The organism is Streptomyces sp. NPDC107581, from assembly GCF_055657175.1.
This window is the reverse complement of the sequence record NZ_JBVKBH010000015.1, coordinates 107,924-125,948: the sequence shown is the minus strand read 5'-3', so window position 1 is coordinate 125,948 and position 18,025 is coordinate 107,924. Positions and strand designations below refer to the sequence as shown.

The window sequence follows — 18,025 nt, the reverse complement described above, 5'->3', positions numbered from 1 at the left end:
CTTTATCGGCACCTCTGCTGGGAGCAGGCGGCCCGGCGATGACGGCGGCCTCGGTCCCGTGGTGCAAGCGGCTGCCCTCCCGGCGTCTTCCGGGAGGGCAGAGTTCGGTCGGGTCAGCCGTTGCGCGGGCCGGGGAAGGCCGTCGGCCGTACGTCGTCGCGGAGCGTCGGGCTGCCCGCGGTCGGCTGCGTCGGCATGGAGCGGGCGGCCGGGACCGTCGGCATCGTGGGCAGGCCGGTGTTCACACTGAGTGTGCGGGAGCCGGACGGTTCCGTCGCCCGGTCGGCCTCGGCGGCGGCCTGGGTCGCGGCGCGGCGGGCCCCGTAACGGCGGTGCACCGCCTGCTTGGTGACCCCGAGCGCCGAGCCCACCGCATCCCAGGAGAAGCCGAGTGAGCGGTCGAAGTCCACGGCGGCCGTGACCAGGGTTTCGACACTGTCCCGGAGTTCCTGGGCGAGGCGGACCGTCGGGGCGGGGGCGCGTCCGTAGACGACGAAGCCCGTGGACGGGCCGGATCGGCGCGGGCGGTAGACGTTGCCCAGCTGGGCGGTGAGCGTGCGCAGTGCGTCCACCTGTCGGCGGACCCGTTCGATGTCCCGCACCAGCAAGTGCAGGCTGGCCCGGGCCTGGGCGTCGTGGGTTGCATGGTCGGCCATGAACAAGCCTCTCGAACCGGCGTTGAAAGGAATTGGGCCGCTAAAGCGGCCCTATGTGGTCAACTCTTTCTTGACCAACGCGTGTGCGCTCCGCTGGTCACGGTGTGGGGGCGTATGGGCATATGCGTACGCCGTTCTGCCGCCCGCGCACCACCCGCTTCCAGGTGGTGAGGAGGCCGGACGGCCCGCGGGGGCGCTCACCGCATCGAAGGCCCAGGCGTCAGCCGCGGTTGCCGTGCCGGCGGCGCGGGCGTCATTCGTGGTTGCCGTGCCGGCGGCGCGGGCGTCATTCGTGGTTGCCGTGTCGGCGGTCCCGGTGTCATTCGTGGTTGCCGTGTCCGCGGCGCAGGCGTCGTCCGTGGTCGTGGTGTGGGCGGTGGGGGTGTCATCCGCGGTCGCCACGTCCTCCTCGTCGCCGTCGTCATAGACTGGTGTGCTGCCCGTCCAACCCCCGTCCGAGAGGCCCGATCCCGCATATGAAGCTTGTCTTCGCCGGTACCCCCGAGGTCGCCGTTCCCGCTCTGGACGCTCTGATCGCCTCCGGGCGGCACGAGGTGGCCGCCGTCGTCACGCGGCCCGACGCGCCGGCCGGACGGGGACGCAGGATGGTCGCCTCGCCCGTGGCCCAGCGGGCGGAGGAGGCCGGCATCGAGGTGCTCAAGCCCCTCAAGCCGCGCGACCCGGAGTTCCTGGAGCGGCTGGCGGAGATCGCCCCGGACTGCTGCCCCGTGGTCGCCTACGGCGCTCTGCTGCCCCGGGCCGCCCTGGACGTCCCGGCGCACGGCTGGGTCAACCTCCACTTCTCGCTGCTGCCCGCCTGGCGGGGGGCAGCGCCGGTGCAGCACGCCATCATGGCGGGCGACGAGATCACGGGCGCCGCCACCTTCCTCATCGAGGAGGGACTCGACTCCGGGCCCGTCTACGGCACCGTCACCGAGGAGATCCGGCCCACCGACACCAGCGGTGACCTGCTCACCCGGCTCGCCTTCGCCGGCGCCGGGCTGCTCTCCGCGACCATGGACGGCGTCGAGGACGGCACCCTGAAGGCCGTTCCGCAGCCGGCCGAGGGCATCACCCTCGCGCCGAAGATCACCGTCGAGGACGCCGAGGTGGACTGGGCGACCCCCGCCCTGCGGGTCGACCGCGTCGTGCGCGGGTGCATGCCCGCCCCGGGCGCCTGGACGACCTTCCGCGGGGAGCGGCTGAAGCTGATCCAGGTCACGCCGGTGCCCGAGCGGACCGACCTGGCCCCGGGGCAGCTGGTGGTCGGCAAGAACAACGTGCACGTGGGCACCGGGTCGTACGCCGTCGAGCTGCTGTGGGTGCAGGCGCAGGGCAAGAAGCCGATGCGGGCCGCGGACTGGGCGCGCGGGGTGCGCATCGCGGAGGGCGAGCGGCTGGGCGGCCACGAGGAGACCCCCGCGTCGCCTGCGTGAGCGAGAAGCTTCCCCCCGCCCACGGCGAACGGAACGGCGCCCCCGCCCACGGTGGGCGGAACCGCTCCCAGGGCCACGGTGGCCGCGGCGGCGCCCCTGCCCACGGTGGGCGGGGGCGGCCCCGGGCCCCGGAAGGCAAGGGCGGCAGTGCGCCGACGTACGCTGGGAACCGCACCCCCTTCTTCACATCCGGAGCACCTTTTTCGTGAGCGAGCAGTCCCGGCGGCCGCGCAGGCCCGCCAAGCCCTACCGTCGTCCCCAGAAGGACCCCGTCCGCATCCTCGCCTTCGAGGCGCTGCGCGCCGTGGACGAGCGGGACGCGTACGCCAACCTCGTGCTGCCGCCGCTGCTGCGCAAGGCGCGGGAGCAGGGCGACTTCGACGCGCGGGACGCCGCCCTCGCCACCGAGCTGGTGTACGGGACGCTGCGCCGGCAGGGGACGTACGACGCCGTCGTCGCCGCGTGTGTCGACCGGCCGTTGCGGGAGGTCGACCCGCCGGTGCTCGACGTGCTGAACCTCGGTGTCCACCAGCTGCTCGGGACGCGGATTCCGACGCACGCGGCCGTGTCCGCCTCCGTGGAGCTGGCGCGGGTGGTGCTCGGGGACGGGCGGGCCAAGTTCGTCAACGCCGTGCTGCGCAAGGTCTCGCAGGACGACCTCGACGGGTGGCTGGAGAAGGTCGCGCCGCCCTATGACGAGGATCCCGAGGACCACCTCGCCGTCGTGCACTCGCATCCCCGCTGGGTCGTCTCCGCACTGTGGGACTCCCTGGGCGGCGGGCGGGCCGGCATCGAGGACCTGCTGGAAGCGGACAACGAGCGGCCCGAGGTGACCCTCGTGGCGCGGCCGGGGCGGGCCACCGCCGAAGAACTGCTCCGAGAGGACGCGGCCGTGCCTGGGCGCTGGTCGCCGTATGCCGTGCGGCTCGCCGAGGGCGGGGAGCCGGGCGCCGTCGAGGCCGTCCGCCAGGGGCGGGCCGGGGTGCAGGACGAGGGCAGCCAGCTGGTCGCCCTCGCGCTGGCGAACGCCCCGCTCGAAGGCCCCGACGAGAAGTGGCTCGACGGGTGCGCCGGTCCCGGCGGCAAGGCCGCGCTGCTGGCCGCCCTGGCCGCCGAGCGCGGCGCCGCGCTGCTCGCCTCCGAGAAGCAGCCGCACCGCGCGGGTCTGGTGGCGAAGGCCCTGCACGGAAACCCGGGGCCGTACCAGGTCATCGCCGCCGACGGGACCCGGCCGCCGTGGCGGCCCGGCAGCTTCGACCGCGTGCTGATGGACGTGCCGTGCACCGGCCTCGGCGCGCTGCGCCGCCGCCCCGAGGCCCGGTGGCGGCGACGCCCCGAGGACCTGGACAACTTCGCGCCGCTCCAGCGTGCCCTGCTGCGTACCGCGCTGGACTCGGTGCGCGTCGGCGGGGTCGTCGGCTACGCCACCTGTTCCCCGCACCTCGCCGAGACCCGGGCGGTCGTTTCCGACGTGCTCAAGCAGCGCCCGGAGGCGGAACTCATCGACGCCCGGCCGCTGCTGCCCGGTGTCCCCGCGCTCGGCGACGGCCCGGACGTGCAGCTGTGGCCGCATGTGCACGGCACGGACGCGATGTACCTGGCGCTCATCCGCCGGACCGGCTGACGGCACCGGCCGGCCCGCGCCGAGAGGTGCGGCCGGCCGCACCGGCTTACGCTCGTCGTGTTCCGACACGGTGGGGTCGCCATGGTCCTCGATCTGCTGGTGATCGCCCTCGCCATCACCCTCGATCCGCTGCCGCTGATGGCGTTCGTCCTGGTGGTGGCGGCGCGGCGGGGCGTGTGGAACGGACTCGTGTTCATCCTGAGCTGGCTGGCCTGCCTGGTCGCGGTGATCGCCCTCGTCCTGGCCCTGACCGGCGGACAGCCTCCGCCGCCCCGCGCACCCGCGTCGACGGCGGTGCTCGCGGTGAAGCTGGCGATCGGCGTGGCGCTCGTCCTCTACGGCGAGCACCGGCGCCGGCGGCTGGTGGCGGACCGGGCCCGGCAGCGGGCCCCGGAGCCGCCGGGCCCGCCCTCCGAGGCCGACCACGGCTCGGTGTGGGCCTCGGCGGGCCTGGCCGTGCTGCTGCAGCCCTGGGGCATGGTCGCCGCCGGGGCCACGACGGTGGTGTCCGCGGACCTGTCCCACTCGGTGACCTGGCTCGTCCTCTTCGGCTACTGCGTGCTCTGCAGTGCGAGCCTGGTCGCCGTCGAGCTGTACGTGGTGTGCGCGCCCACGCGGGCGAAGGCCCGCCTGCTGCGCCTGCGGGCCTGGATGAAGGCGCACGAGCAGCAGGCCGTCGTGATCCTCTGCCTCGGCCTCGGATTCTGGCTCACCGGCAGGACCCTCTACCAGCTCACCGCGTGAGGCGGAGGCGCCCGGCGGCTGTCCACGGGCGTCCACGGACGGCCCGGCCAGTATGATGAACGGTCTCGCCTGTGGACGGGCGCGAACATCAGTGCCCCGGACATGGCAGGCTTGGGTCATGGCCGCGCAGATCAACCCCAGCATCCTGTCCGCCGACTTCGCCCGCCTTGCGGACGAGGCGAAGGCGGTCGAGGGAGCCGACTGGCTCCACGTCGACGTCATGGACAACCATTTCGTCCCGAACCTCACGCTCGGCGTGCCGGTCGTGGAGTCCCTTGCCCGGGCGACGGGTACTCCGCTGGACTGCCATCTGATGATCGAGAACCCCGATCGCTGGGCGCCGCAGTACGTGGAGGCGGGCGCCTCGTCCGTCACCTTCCACGTGGAGGCCGCCGACGCGCCCGTGCGACTCGCCCGGGAGATCCGCGCCAAGGGTGCCCGCGCCTCCATGGCGCTCAGGCCCGCGACGCCGATCGAGCCGTACGAGGACCTCCTCCCGGAGCTCGACATGCTGCTGATCATGACGGTCGAGCCGGGCTTCGGCGGCCAGGCCTTTCTCGACATCATGCTTCCCAAGATCCGCCGCACCCGTGAGCTGATCACCAAGCACGGTCTCCAGCTGTGGCTGCAGGTCGACGGCGGTGTCTCGGCGTCCACGATCGAGCGGTGCGCGGAGGCGGGAGCGGACGTGTTCGTCGCGGGTTCCGCGGTGTACGGGGCCGAGGACCCGGCTCAGGCGGTGCGTGCCCTGCGCGCCCAGGCGGAGGCGGCCACCGCCCAGGCGTCCTGGGCATGCGACCACTGAGCCACAGCTACGTGAACGGTTGAGGGAACGGCGCCCATCAGGGCGGATCAGTTGCGCCGAATCTGCAAGGATGAACGGCGAATCCAGAGTGTGAACAGCAGTGAGGAGATCGCCGTGTCGGGTATGTCGGCGGGCCGGTCAGCCATGCGGATGGGACCCGCTGAGCTGGTGCAGGCGGCGGCCATGGCCCGCCGCTTCTACCTCGAGGGGAAGTCCAAGATCCAGATCGCCGAGGAGTTTGGCGTCAGCCGCTTCAAGGTGGCCCGGGTCCTGGAGACGGCCCTCGAACGGGATCTCGTGCGTATCGAGATCCGTGTGCCGGCCGAGCTGGACGCCGAGCGCTCCGACGCGCTCCGCGCCCGCTACGGCCTGAGGCACGCAGTCGTGGTCGAGTCCCCGGCCGAGGCCGAGGAGACCCCCGATCCCGAGAACCTCGGCGAGGTCGCCGCCGAACTGCTCGGCGAGCTCGTCAACGAGGGGGACGTGCTCGGGCTGGCCTGGGGCCGGTCCACCATCCACATGGCGGCGGCGCTCGACCGGCTGCCCCCGTGCACGGTGGTGCAGCTGACGGGCGTGTACGACGCGGGAACCGCCGAGCGCGGCTCGGTGGAGGCGGTGCGCCGTGCCGCCCAGGTGTCGGGCGGCGACGCGCACCCCATCTACGCGCCGATGCTGCTGCCGGACGCGGCCACCGCGGCGGCCCTGCGCCACCAGACCGGGATCGCCCGGGCCTACGAGTACTTCGACAAGGTCACGGTCGCCTGCGTCTCCATCGGCTCCTGGGAGCCGGGCATCTCGACCGTGCACGACATGCTCAGCGACGAGGAGCGCGCGCACTACGCCTCGCTCGGTGTCGCCGCCGAGATGTCCGCACACCTGTTCGACGCCGAGGGGCGCCGGATCGGGCGTGACCTGGGGGAGCGGTGCATCACCGTCAAGGCGGACCAGCTGCGCCGTATCCCGGAGGTCGTGGCGATCGCCGGCGGGCAGCGCAAGGCGTCCGCGATCGACGCGGTGCTGCGTTCCGGCCTCGTCACCAGCCTGGTGACGGACACCTCGGCCGCGGACTACCTGATGACGGTGGGACCGACGCCGAGGCCCGCGCTCAGCCGGGCCGACCCGGACGGGGTCTGACGGCGGGTCGCGGCGAGGTCGTGACGGGACGGCCGTGGCAGCATCGGCGACATGCTGCTCCGGTTCGTCCCCCCACCGGTCCTGCGCCACGTCTGCCCGCCGGTCCTGCGCCGTCGCCTCCCGCCGGTCCTGCGCCGCTTCCCGCCGGTCCTGCGCCGAGCCCCCGCACCGGTCCTGCGGCGCGTCCCTGCACCGGTCCTGCGGCGCGTTCCCCGTGCGCTCGCAGGGCTGCTGCTGGTCTGCCTCTCCGTCCTGCTGACGGGTTGCTCGTCGCATCCGGGCGCCGCGACGGCTCCGGGCGTGTCCGCCCCGGCGTGGGCCCGGGGCATGGACACCGTCCAGGCGTCCCGGCTCCCGGCCGAGGCCCGGCAGACCCTCGCCCTGATCGACAAGGGCGGGCCCTATCCCTATGCCAAGGACGGGGTCGTCTTCGGCAACTTCGAGCGGCTGCTGCCCAAGCACCAGCGCGGCTACTACCACGAGTACACGGTCAGGACGCCGGGCTCGCGCGACCGCGGTGCGCGTCGCATCGTCACCGGACAGGGCGCGGAGATCTACTACACCGATGATCACTACAAGTCGTTCCGGGCGGTGCTGAGATGAGCGAAGACCTCGCAGACCGGCTGTCGGTCACCCTCGACCTCGCGGGTGTCACCGACAAGGCGGGTCTGATGGACCGGACGGCACGGGCCCTGGCGCTGCCCGACTGGTTCGGCCGCAACTGGGACGCCCTGGTCGACTCCCTCTCCGACCACACCGTCTGGCCCGAGGGCGCCGTCGAGCAGGGGCTGCTCGTCGTGGTGCGGGGCTGGCGGCCGTACGCCGAGGCGAACCCGGCCGAGTGGCGGACCGCGCAGGACGTCTTCGCCGAGGCGGTCGACCGGACCCCGGCGCTGGCCGTCGTCCTGGCCCTTGGAGGATCCTCCTAGCGCCGTTCCGGCGGGCCTGGATGTTCTGTGGGGGCATCTCAGGGGCCCCGTCATGGGACAATGAAGTACGTGCTCTTTTCCCCCTGGCGCACCCGTCGGGGGGGTCACCTCTGATCGACTGGGATGTGCAGCACGTGCGTTTCCTCAATGACATCCAGCCCGCGTACGACCTGACGTACGACGACGTGTTCATGGTGCCGAGCCGCTCCGCGGTCGGTTCGCGTCAGGGCGTGGACCTCGGCTCGCCGGACGGCACGGGCACCACCATCCCGCTCGTCGTCGCCAACATGACCGCCATCGCCGGCCGCCGTATGGCCGAGACGGTCGCCCGGCGCGGCGGCCTGGTGGTCATCCCGCAGGACATCCCGATCGACGTGATCACGGACGTCGTGTCCTGGGTGAAGAGCCGCCATCTGGTGCTGGACACCCCGATCGTGCTGGCCCCGCACCAGACCGTCGCCGACGCCCTCGCCCTGCTGCCCAAGCGGGCGCACAACGCCGGTGTGGTCGTCGACGAGTACCAGCGGCCCGTCGGTGTCGTCACCGACGCGGACCTGACCGGTGTCGACCGCTTCACCCAGCTCGAAGTGGTCATGTCCAAGGACCTGCTGCTGCTCGACGCGGACATCGACCCGCGCGAGGCCTTCAACCGGCTGGACGCGGCCAACCGCCGCTACGCCCCGGCCGTCGACCGGGACGGCAAGCTCGCCGGCATCCTCACCCGCAAGGGCGCCCTGCGCGCCACGCTGTACACCCCCGCCGTCGACGCCCGGGGCAAGCTGCGCATCGCGGCGGCCGTCGGCATCAACGGCGACGTGGCGGGCAAGGCCAAGCAGCTGCTCGACGCGGGCGTGGACACGCTCGTGATCGACACCGCGCACGGCCACCAGGAGTCGATGATCAGCGCCGTCAAGCTGGTGCGCGCACTCGACCCGCACGTCCCGATCGCCGCGGGCAACATCGTCTCCGCCGAGGGCGTCAAGGACCTCATCGACGCCGGCGCGGACATCATCAAGGTGGGTGTGGGCCCCGGCGCCATGTGCACCACCCGCATGATGACCGGCGTGGGCCGGCCGCAGTTCTCCGCCGTCCTGGAGTGCGCCGCCGAGGCGAAGAAGTACGGCAAGCACGTGTGGGCCGACGGCGGTGTCCGCCACCCGCGCGACGTGGCCATGGCCCTGGCGGCCGGTGCCTCCAACGTGATGGTCGGCTCCTGGTTCGCGGGTACCTACGAGTCGCCCGGCGACCTCCAGCACGACGCCAACGGCCGTGCCTACAAGGAGTCGTTCGGCATGGCCTCCGCCCGCGCGGTGCGCAACCGTACGTCCGAGGACTCCGCGTACGACCGGGCGCGCAAGGCGCTGTTCGAGGAGGGCATCTCCACCTCCCGGATGTTCCTCGACCCGGCCCGCCCGGGTGTCGAGGACCTGATCGACTCGATCATCGCGGGCGTCCGTTCCTCCTGCACCTACGCCGGTGCCGGCTCCCTGGAGGAGTTCGCCGCGAAGGCCATCGTCGGCATCCAGAGCGCGGCCGGCTACGCCGAGGGCAAGCCGCTGCACGCCAGCTGGAGCTGACCCCAACGCGCCTGCCCGCGGCCCCCGTTGTTCCCCCGGTCGGGAACGACGGGGGCCGTCTGCGTGCCCGGGGTCGCGAGGAGTCCGAACAGGGTGGTCACGGGGGCCGGTGAGGTGCCCGTGCAACGGTCCGCAGCTCCAGCGCAACGATTTGTCATACCGGCCGGATGAACGCAATGATCATGCGGGGATGCGCAAGGTTGCTGCATTACGCCCGTGAAGGCCCGCCTCATAGGGTGCTGCGCTGTACGTGGTGTGGCGGGGACTCCGCTCGGTGGGTTCCTGTCCTTGCGGGCCCCTGTCCGGTCCCCGCCCGTCCTGACCGGCATCGAACAAGGAGCCAGCGCGTGCTCGACCAAGGCGCACCCCCGCACAACCAGCGAACGGCCACTTCCGCGTCCCCAGGCGTCGCCGCGCGCCTGATGCGCCGCAAGCCCGTGGAACGCCTGGTCGCGGAGGGCGGCCAGGGTGAGGGAGGCTCGCTGAGGCGCTCTCTCGGGCTGTGGCAGCTGACCATGATCAGCATCGGTGCCACCCTCGGTACCGGCATCTTCGTCGTCCTCGGAGAGGCGGTGCCCAAGGCGGGCCCGGCCGTCACCCTGTCCTTCGTGATCGCCGGTCTCACCGCGCTGTTCTCGGCCCTGTCCTACGCCGAGCTGGCGGGCACCATCCCGGTCGCCGGCTCCTCGTACTCGTACGCATACGCAACCATGGGTGAGCTGATCGCCTGGGTCTGCGGCTGGTGCCTGCTCCTGGAGTACGGCGTCTCGGTCGCCGCCGTGGCCGTCGGCTGGGGCGAGTACCTCAACGAGCTGCTGGACGGCACCATCGGCGTCACCATCCCGGACGCCCTGGCCAACCCGCCCGGCGTCGACGGCGGCGTCTTCAACCTGCCCGCGCTGGTCGTCGTGCTCCTCGCGATGACGTTCCTGCTCGGCGGCGCCAAGGAGTCCGCGCGGGCCAACACCATCATGGTGTGCGTGAAGATCGCCGCGCTGGTGCTGTTCTGCACCATCGGCTTCATGGGCTTCAAGTCCGGCAACTACTCCCACTTCATGCCGCTCGGCATGGCGGGCGTCAGCGCGGCCGGCGCGACCCTGTTCTTCTCCTACATCGGCTTCGACGCCGCCTCCACCGCCGGCGAGGAGGCCAAGAACGCCCAGCGCGACCTGCCGCGGGCCATCATGCTGTCCCTGGTCATCGTGACGGCCCTGTACGTGCTGGTCGCGGCCGTCGCCGTCGGCGCGAAGCCGTGGCGGCAGTTCAACGACTCCGAGGCCGCACTCGCCCAGATCATGAAGGACGTCACCGGTCAGAGCTTCTGGGGCACTTTGCTGGCCTTCTGTGCGGTCATCGCCATCGCCAGCGTCGTCCTGACCGTGCTCTACGGCCAGACCCGCATCCTCTTCGCGATGTCCCGCGACGGCCTGGTGCCCAAGGTGTTCGCCAAGGTCCACCCGAAGACCGGCGCGCCGCGTGCCAACACGATCATCGTGTCGCTGTTCTGCGGTGTCCTCGCCGCCGCGATCCCGCTGGGCCAGCTGGCCGACGCCACCAGCATCGGCACGCTGTTCGCCTTCGCGCTGGTCAATGTCGCGGTCGTGGTGCTGCGCCGGACGCGCCCGGCCATGCCCCGCACCTTCCGTGTGCCGCTCTCGCCGGTGCTGCCCGCGCTGGGCTTCGCGTTCTGCGTCTGGATGATGGGCAGCCTGTCCATGGTCACCTGGGTCGTGTTCGGTGTCTGGATGGCCGTGGGGCTCGTGTTCTACTTCGTGTACGGCTACCGCCGTTCCCGTCTCGCGACCGGTGAGGACCTCGCGGTGGCGGCAGAGAAGTGACCGATCCGAAGAAGTGAACCACCCCCTGTGCTGAACGATCTCGACGAACGCATTGTGCACGCCCTCGCCGAGGACGCCCGCCGCTCCTACGCGGACATCGGGCAACTGGTCGGCCTGTCCGCGCCCGCCGTCAAACGGCGCGTGGACCGGCTGCGGGCCACCGGAGCCATCACCGGATTCACCGTGCGGGTGGATCCGGCGGCGCTCGGCTGGGAGACCGAGGGCTATATCGAGATCTACTGCCGGCGCAACACCTCGCCGGAGACCATCCAGCGGGGCCTGGAGCGCTACCAGGAGGTCGTGGCCGCGTCGACCGTCACCGGCGAGGCGGACGCTATCGCCCAGGTCTTCGCCTCCGACATGCGCCACTTCGAGCGGGTCCTGGAGCGGATCGCCGGGGAGCCGTTCGTCGAGCGGACGAAGTCTGTGCTGGTGCTCTCGCCGCTGCTGCGCCGGTTCTCCTCCGGGGCGCCCGGCTGAGGGCGGTTTTCAGCTCGTGGGGCACGGACCGTCGCCGGGTGCGGGTCCGTCGTGGTTTCTCGCGCAGTTCCCCGCGCCCCTGAGGGTGCTGCGGCACAGCGCCCCGAAGGGGCGCGGGGAACCGCGCGACCGGCCACGGAGCACCCGCATCCGGCGACGGAAGTGCCCGGTCCGATACGGCGGACGGACCCCGCAGTCGGCGAAGGGCAGTGTCCCGCCCGTTACGGCGGACGGACCCGCATCCGGCGACGGAAGTGCCCGGCCCGTTACGGCGGACGGACCCGTACGCGGCGACAGACAGCGCACCGCCCGCTGCGGCGACGGACCCGCACCCGCATCCGGGCCGGGGGCGGCGAAGGCGCCCCGAGCCCGCCCCTACTCCGCGGTCTTCCTCGCCAGCGCGTTGTTCCCGATCGAGTTGTGCACGCTGAAGGTCACGGCGTCCGAGCGGTAGCGGTCGTCGGACCACTCCACCGGGCGCCCTTCGCGTGTCGTGGTCACCCGGCGCACTCGCAGCAGGGGGCTCGTGCGGCGGACGCTCAACAGCTCGGCATCCTGCGCGCCCGCCGACACCGCGTCGATGACGTGCTCGCCGTAGGCGAAGACCAACCCCGTGTCGTCGTACAGCCGTTGGGTGACCGACGGGCAGTCGGGCTCGATCACCTCGACCGCCGGCGCGATCCAGTCCGCGTACACGGTGCGCTCCAGCAGCACCGGTTCACTGTCCAGACCGCGCACCCGCAGCACCTGCAGCACCCGTGCGCCGGCGGCCAGTTGGAGCCGTACGGTGTCCTCCTGGGTGGCCGGGCGGTACTCCTGTGCCACGACGTGCCCGGTGGCCTCGCGGCCCATGGCCCGCGCCCACTGGGCGAAGCTGCGCAGTTCCTCGAAGCTCTGGCTGCGGCGGCTGGCGAGCACCATGCGCCGGGCGCCCTGCCGGGAGCCGATCAGGCCTTCGGCGGTGAGCGTCGCGACGGCCTGGCGGACCGTGCCGCGCGAGACGCCGTAGTGCGCCGCCAGCTCCGACTCCGAGGGCAGCCGGCTGCCGACCGTGTACTCCTCGCGGTCGATCGCAAGCCGCAGCTCGTCGGCGATCTCCTCGTGTCGTGCCGTCATGCTTCCCCTCTGCTCAGGCCGCTGTGCACAGCGTGACCAGCCTAATCGACGCCGTCAGGTGATCCGTGTCAGCCGGAAGTGTGCAGGGAATCAGGGGGCTGCGTTTCGCCGGTGTTTACCAACAGGACACCACGACCGGGCGTACTTAGGCCAACTTGTTCAGACAAGTTTGCCGTACTTCTTGTTTCGCACCGCATCGAACCCCGTGCGCACCCCTGGAGAGACCGTGACCGTGTCCCTGCCGAGAAACGCCGTACTCGGCGGCTCCCTCGCCGTCGTCGCCGCCCTCGCGCTGAGCGCCTGCGGCGCCGCCCCCGACAACGCGTCCACCAAGACCAAGGACGGCAAGAACGCCGCCACCGCCACCTCGGCCGCCGACTTCGGCGGCATGGACGCCCTCGTCAAGGCGGCCAAGAAGGAAGGCACGCTGCACATCATCGCCGTGCCCCGCGACTGGGCCAACTACGGCGCCATCATCGACGGCTTCCAGAAGAAGTACGGCATCAAGATCCAGGACGAGAGCCCCGACGGCACCAGCCAGGACGAGATCAACGCCGTCACCTCCCGCAAGGGCCAGGACCGCGCCCCCGACGTCCTCGACCTGGGCAGTTCCTTCGCGCTCAGCGCCGCCCAGCAGGGCCTGCTCGCGCCCTACAAGGTGGCCTCCTACGGCGACATCGCCGAGGGCCAGAAGGACCCGCAGGCCCGCTGGTTCAACGACTACGGCGGCTACATCTCCATCGGCTGCGACGCCAAGCGCGTGAAGGCCTGCCCGACGTCCTTCAAGGACCTCCTCAAGCCGCAGTACAAGGGCCAGGTCGCGCTCAACGGCAACCCGACCAAGTCCGGCTCGGCCTTCGGCGGCGTCTACGCGGCGGCGCTCGCGAACGGCGGCTCCTTCGACAGCATCCAGCCCGGCCTCGACTTCTTCGCCAAGCTGAAGAAGAACGGCAACTACACGCCCGTCGAGTCCACCCCGGCCACCGTCGAGAAGGGCGAGACGCCCATCAGCATCGACTGGGACTACCTGAACGCCGGCTACGCCGACGAGTTCAAGTCCAAGGGCGTGGACTGGAAGGTCACCATCCCGGCCGACGGCCAGTACGCGCAGTACTACTCCCAGGCCATCAACAAGGACGCCGCGCACCCGGCGGCCGCCCGCCTGTGGCAGGAGTACCTCTACAGCGCCGAGGGCCAGAACCTGTGGCTCAAGGGCTACGCCCGCCCGGCCCTGATGACCGCCATGGAGAAGGCCGGCACCCTCGACAAGACGGCCGCCGCCAAGCTGCCGAAGGTCACCGGCACGCCGTCCTTCCCGACCGAGGCCCAGCAGAGCAAGGCCAAGACGGTCATCGCTCAGGGCTGGGGGAAGGCCGTCTCCGGATGACCTCCGCTCTCCCGCGTGCGGACGCGGCGCCCGTCGCTTCGGCGAAGCGGCGGCGCCGCGCCCCCGGCTGGCTCGCCGTGGTGCCGCTCCTGGTGTTCACGGCGATCGCCTTCGGACTGCCCGCCTTCGCCATCCTGGACGGCGCCTTCACGGTCAAGGACCAGACGACCGGCGCCGCCTCCTACACGACCGAGAACCTCTCGACCTCGCTGCAGGGCCCGTATCTGACCGCGCTGATCGGCAGCGTCAAGCTGTCGGCGGTCTCCGCCGCGCTCGGTGCCCTGCTCGGGCTGCCGCTCGCGCAGGCCGTGGTCAGCTCCCGTTCCCGCGCGCTGCGCGAGGCCGTACTGACCGCCTCCGGCGTGCTCGCCAACTTCGGCGGTGTCCCGCTGGCCTTCGCCTTCGTCGCCACCCTCGGCAACGCGGGCGTGCTGACCGTGCACCTGGGCCTGACGGACAAGGGCTGGGACCTCTACAGCTTCTGGGGCCTGGTCCTGGTCTACCTGTACTTCCTGATCCCGCTGATGGTCCTCACCATCACCCCGGCCCTGGACGGGCTGCGGGCCCAGTGGCGGGAGGCGGCGCTGAACAACGGCGCCACCGGTGTGCAGTACTGGCGCCACGTGGCCCTGCCCGTCCTCACGCCCTCCCTGCTCGGCGGCCTGGTCCTGCTGTTCGGCAGCGCCTTCGCCGCCTACGCCACCGCCGCCGCGATGGTGGGCAGCGCGGTCCCGCTGGTCACGCTGCAGATCGCCGATGCCCTCTCCGGCAACGTGCTCGTCGGCCAGGAGAACGTCGCCCTCGCCCTGAGCCTCGACATGGTGCTGGTGGCGGGCCTGGTGATGGCCGTGTACCTGCCCCTGCAACGACGGAGCGCCCGATGGCTCGACGCCTGACCCCCTGGCGCTGGGCCGTCCTCGGCCTGGCCGCGCTGTACTTCCTGGTGCCGCTCGCCGCGTCCGTGGTCTTCACGGTCGACGTGCCCGGCCACGGCGTCAGCTTCGACGCCTACACCCAGATCCTGTCCACCGACGGCTTCGTCTCCAGCCTGCTGCTCTCGCTGGAGCTGGCCGTGACCACCATCGCGGTCGTCCTGCTGCTGATGGTGCCCGCCGTGGTCGCGCTGCGGCTCGGCGCGCCCCGGCTGCGGCCGGTGGTGGAGGTGATCTGCTCGCTGCCGCTGGTGGTGCCGCCGATCGCGTTCGTCGCCGGGATCGTGACCGTGCTGAAGTGGGGACCGGAGCACTTGTCCAGGACCCCGCTGTTCGAGACGTTCGTGGTCATCCAGAACGAGAACTTCCCGATCGTGCTGGTCCTCGCGTACGTCGTGATGGCGCTGCCGTTCGTCTACCGCGCCCTGGACGCGGGCCTGCGTGCCATCGACGTACGTACCCTCGTCGAGGCCGCCCGCAGCTGCGGTGCCTCCTGGCCGCAGGCCCTCGTCAGGGCCGTACTGCCGAACCTGCGCGGGGCGCTGCTCAACGCGACCTTCCTCACGCTGGCGCTGGTGCTCGGCGAGTTCACCGTCTCGCACCTGCTCGGCTACGAGCCCTTCGCCGTGTGGATCTACAACGTCGGCGGCTCGCAGGCCCAGATGTCCGTCGCCGTGTCCGTGCTCAGCCTGCTCCTCACCTGGGCCCTGCTGCTCGCGCTCGCCGGTGCCGGCGGACGCACCCGAACCGCTTCCTCCCGGGGATGAACCATGACCGTCACCACGCTTGAGAAGGCCGCCGCCGAAAAGGCCGCCACCGTCGAATTCCGGGGACTGCGCAGGGAGTTCGGGGCCACCGTCGCCCTCGACGGACTCGACCTGACCGTGCGGCCGGGGGAGTTCCTGGCTCTGCTCGGCCCCTCCGGCTGCGGCAAGACCACCGCGCTGCGCATGCTCGCCGGGTTCGAACATCCCGACGCCGGTGCGGTGCTGGTGGACGGAGAGGACGTCACCCACGTCCCGGCCCACCGTCGCGACGCCGGGATGGTCTTCCAGTCCTACAGCCTCTTCCCGCACCTGAACGCCGTCGACAACGTCGCCTTCGGACTGCGCATGCGCAAGGTCCGCACGGCCGAACGGCGCGCCCGCGCGGCCGAGTTGCTGGAGCTGGTCGGACTCGGCGACAAGGGGGAGCGGTTCCCGCACCAGCTCTCCGGCGGCCAGCAGCAGCGCATCGCGCTGGCCCGCGCCCTCGCCCTGCGTCCGCGCGTCCTGCTGCTCGACGAGCCGCTGTCCGCGCTCGACGCCAAGGTCCGCCTGACCCTGCGCGAGGAGATCCGCCGGCTCCAGCAGGAACTCGGCATCACCACCCTCTTCGTCACCCACGACCAGGAGGAGGCCCTCTCGGTCGCCGACCGGGTCGCCGTCATGCGCGCCGGCCGGCTCGAACAGTGCGCCGAACCGGCCGAGTTGTACGGCCGTCCCGCCACCGCCTTCGTCGCCGAGTTCGTCGGCACCATGAGCCGGATCCCGGGCGAGCTGAAGGACGGCACCGTCGAGGTGCTCGGGCAGCGGCTGCCGGCCGACGGCGAGGTGCCGAACGGCGCCGTGGACGTGCTGGTGCGGCCGGAGTCCGTCCAGGTGCGGGCCGACGAGCAGGGCAGCGCCCGGGTCGTCGCCACCGCCTTCCTGGGCGCCGTGGTCCGGGTCACCGTACGGCTCGCCGACGGCACCGAGGCCAAGGCCGACCTGCCCGCCCACGAGGCCACCGGGCTCGGCGCCGGAACCGCGGTCGGCGTGTCGCTGCCCGAGCGCCCGGTGCTGGTGGCCGAACGTATCCAGAAGTGAGGAACGACAACAACGTGACCCCCCACACCCCCCACACCCCCCTACGCCCGCTTCAGGCCGTGCTGTTCGACATGGACGGCACACTCGTCGACACCGAGCGCCTGTGGTGGGAGGCGGTCGAGCAGGTCGCCGGACGGCCGCTGAGCGAGGCCGACCAGCCGGAGGTGCTCGGCCGCCCGGTCGAGCACACCGCCGCCTGGCTCGGCGCCGCCACCGGACGGACCAAGGCCGACCTCGCGGCCGAGCTGCACAGCGAGTTCGCCGCCCGGGTGCGCACCGGCACGGTGCCCCGGCCCGGCGCCCTGGACCTGCTGGACGCCCTGGCCCGGGCCGGCGTCCCCACCGCCCTGGTCACCGCGTCCCCGCGCGAGGTCGCCGACGTCGTGCTCGACGCCCTCGGCGCCGCACGGTTCGCGGTCTCCGTCACGGCCGACGACACCGCCCGCACCAAGCCCGACCCCGACCCGTACCTCGCCGCCTGCCGGGCCCTCGGTGTCGACCCGGCCTCCTGCGTGGCCGTCGAGGACACCGCGACCGGTGTGGCGTCCGCCGAGGCCGCCGGGTGCGCCGTCCTCGCGGTGCCCTCGCTGGCGCCGATCGGCGCGGCACCCGGGCGGACCGTGCGGGACAGCCTGGCCGGGGTCACGCCCGAGGACCTCGGCGCCATGGTCGCGCCCGGGCTGCGGGTGATGAGCTGGAACCTGTGGCTCGGCGGCAGCAAGGTCGACGACCACCGGGCCAAGCAGGTCAAGGCCGTCCTGGAGAGCGGCGCGGATGTCGTCGGACTCCAGGAGACCGCCGGTACGGCGGCCCCGGAACTGGCCGAGGCGCTCGGCTGGCACCACCACCGGGCCGGCGAGAACCTCGGCGTCATCAGCCGGTACCCCATCACCGCCCGCTTCGGAGACCCCGGCGTCGGCTTCTACGGCGCCGCCGGCGTGCGGATCGAGGTCGCGCCCGGCCGCGAGGTCGACGTGTGGACGGCCCACCTGCACTACACGCCGTACGGCCCCTACGAGGCCGCCTTCGACGGGCTCGGCGAACCCGGGCTGATCGACCACGAGGGCGTACGGCTCGCGCAGATGCGGGACACGCTGCGCCGGATCGCCGAGTCGTCCGCCGAGGGGGTCCCGGTCGTCCTCGTCGGCGACTTCAACTGCCCCTCCCACCTGGACTGGCCGGACGTGGCGTGGCCGGTGACCCGGGCGGCGGCGGACGCGGGCTTCGCCGACTCCTACCGCGAGGTCCATCCCGACCCAGTGGCCGAGCCCGGGCACACCTGGTCGCCGATCCACCCAGTGCACGAGGACGGCAGCGGACGGCCCGAGCCGCAGGACAGGATCGACTACGTCCTGCACCGGGGCCTGACCGTGCGGGACGCGAGGACGCTCGTGACCGGCATCCCCTGCCCGTGGCCCGACGTCGCGGGCAACGACTGGCCCTCCGACCACGCGGCGGTGGTCATTTCCTTCGCCCTGCCCAGGAAGTGACCCGGGGTTACCGCAGGTCACCATTGCGGA

Annotated in this window: 17 protein-coding genes; 15 read left to right on the top strand and 2 right to left on the bottom strand. The window is 72.2% G+C overall.

The genetic code is table 11. From position 1 onward, the window contains the following. Positions 1-113 precede the first annotated feature (113 nt). A complete protein-coding gene (locus ACZ7P3_RS32200; protein WP_472087029.1) occupies positions 114-656 on the bottom strand; it encodes a hypothetical protein in 543 nt (180 codons plus the stop codon). Between the two features lie 476 nt (positions 657-1,132). Between ACZ7P3_RS32200 and fmt the strand changes: the two genes are divergently transcribed. From fmt to ACZ7P3_RS32150, 10 genes are all read left to right on the top strand, one after another. Beyond that, positions 1,133-2,092 carry a methionyl-tRNA formyltransferase gene (gene fmt / locus ACZ7P3_RS32195; protein WP_472087028.1) on the top strand — a complete coding sequence of 320 codons (960 nt, stop codon included), beginning with the start codon at positions 1,133-1,135 and terminating at the stop codon, positions 2,090-2,092. Positions 2,093-2,297: 205 nt separating this feature from the next. After that, positions 2,298-3,716, top strand: coding sequence for an RsmB/NOP family class I SAM-dependent RNA methyltransferase (locus ACZ7P3_RS32190; protein WP_472087027.1), 1,419 nt, complete (start codon positions 2,298-2,300; stop codon positions 3,714-3,716). A 57-nt stretch (positions 3,717-3,773) separates the two neighbouring features. Continuing rightward, positions 3,774-4,460 (top strand): GAP family protein, encoded by a 687-nt coding sequence (locus ACZ7P3_RS32185; RefSeq protein ID WP_472087026.1) that lies wholly within the window; start codon positions 3,774-3,776, stop codon positions 4,458-4,460. 118 nt (positions 4,461-4,578) lie between these two features. Next, positions 4,579-5,265 carry a ribulose-phosphate 3-epimerase gene (gene rpe / locus ACZ7P3_RS32180; RefSeq protein WP_472087025.1) on the top strand — a complete coding sequence of 229 codons (687 nt, stop codon included), beginning with the start codon at positions 4,579-4,581 and terminating at the stop codon, positions 5,263-5,265. Between the two features lie 90 nt (positions 5,266-5,355). Further along, a complete protein-coding gene (locus tag ACZ7P3_RS32175; protein WP_472087024.1) occupies positions 5,356-6,399 on the top strand; it encodes a sugar-binding transcriptional regulator in 1,044 nt (347 codons plus the stop codon). A 174-nt stretch (positions 6,400-6,573) separates the two neighbouring features. Next, positions 6,574-7,002: a guanyl-specific ribonuclease gene (locus tag ACZ7P3_RS32170; protein WP_472087224.1), complete on the top strand. Its 429-nt coding sequence runs from the start codon at positions 6,574-6,576 to the stop codon at positions 7,000-7,002. Beyond that, positions 6,999-7,328: a barstar family protein gene (locus ACZ7P3_RS32165; RefSeq protein ID WP_472087023.1), complete on the top strand. Its 330-nt coding sequence runs from the start codon at positions 6,999-7,001 to the stop codon at positions 7,326-7,328. Before ACZ7P3_RS32170 ends, ACZ7P3_RS32165 begins: the two co-directional genes overlap by 4 nt. Before the next feature lie 134 nt (positions 7,329-7,462). Further along, positions 7,463-8,905, top strand: coding sequence for a GuaB1 family IMP dehydrogenase-related protein (locus ACZ7P3_RS32160; RefSeq protein ID WP_472087022.1), 1,443 nt, complete (start codon positions 7,463-7,465; stop codon positions 8,903-8,905). Positions 8,906-9,252: 347 nt separating this feature from the next. Continuing rightward, positions 9,253-10,743 carry an amino acid permease gene (locus ACZ7P3_RS32155; RefSeq protein WP_472087020.1) on the top strand — a complete coding sequence of 497 codons (1,491 nt, stop codon included), beginning with the start codon at positions 9,253-9,255 and terminating at the stop codon, positions 10,741-10,743. Positions 10,744-10,770: 27 nt separating this feature from the next. Beyond that, on the top strand, positions 10,771-11,223 hold the full coding sequence (locus ACZ7P3_RS32150; RefSeq protein ID WP_053665929.1) for an Lrp/AsnC family transcriptional regulator: 453 nt from the start codon (positions 10,771-10,773) through the stop codon (positions 11,221-11,223). Positions 11,224-11,598: 375 nt separating this feature from the next. On the opposite strand, the gene ACZ7P3_RS32145 is transcribed toward ACZ7P3_RS32150, so the two are convergent. Further along, positions 11,599-12,339, bottom strand: a complete 741-nt coding sequence (locus tag ACZ7P3_RS32145; protein ID WP_472087018.1) for a GntR family transcriptional regulator — start codon at positions 12,337-12,339, stop codon at positions 11,599-11,601. A 226-nt stretch (positions 12,340-12,565) separates the two neighbouring features. Here ACZ7P3_RS32145 and ACZ7P3_RS32140 point away from each other — a divergent pair, with 226 nt between their 5' ends. The 5 genes from ACZ7P3_RS32140 to ACZ7P3_RS32120 are packed head-to-tail and all read left to right on the top strand — an operon-like array spanning position 12,566 to position 17,995. After that, on the top strand, positions 12,566-13,726 hold the full coding sequence (locus ACZ7P3_RS32140; RefSeq protein WP_472087016.1) for an ABC transporter substrate-binding protein: 1,161 nt from the start codon (positions 12,566-12,568) through the stop codon (positions 13,724-13,726). Further along, positions 13,723-14,622 carry an ABC transporter permease gene (locus ACZ7P3_RS32135; protein WP_472087015.1) on the top strand — a complete coding sequence of 300 codons (900 nt, stop codon included), beginning with the start codon at positions 13,723-13,725 and terminating at the stop codon, positions 14,620-14,622. The genes ACZ7P3_RS32140 and ACZ7P3_RS32135 overlap by 4 nt, the downstream gene beginning before the upstream one ends. Beyond that, positions 14,607-15,425: an ABC transporter permease gene (locus ACZ7P3_RS32130; protein WP_472087013.1), complete on the top strand. Its 819-nt coding sequence runs from the start codon at positions 14,607-14,609 to the stop codon at positions 15,423-15,425. Before ACZ7P3_RS32135 ends, ACZ7P3_RS32130 begins: the two co-directional genes overlap by 16 nt. 3 nt (positions 15,426-15,428) lie before the next feature. Beyond that, positions 15,429-16,505 (top strand): ABC transporter ATP-binding protein, encoded by a 1,077-nt coding sequence (locus ACZ7P3_RS32125; protein ID WP_472087012.1) that lies wholly within the window; start codon positions 15,429-15,431, stop codon positions 16,503-16,505. 14 nt (positions 16,506-16,519) lie between these two features. Further along, on the top strand, positions 16,520-17,995 hold the full coding sequence (locus ACZ7P3_RS32120; RefSeq protein ID WP_472087010.1) for an HAD-IA family hydrolase: 1,476 nt from the start codon (positions 16,520-16,522) through the stop codon (positions 17,993-17,995). The last annotated feature ends 30 nt before the right edge of the window (positions 17,996-18,025 follow it).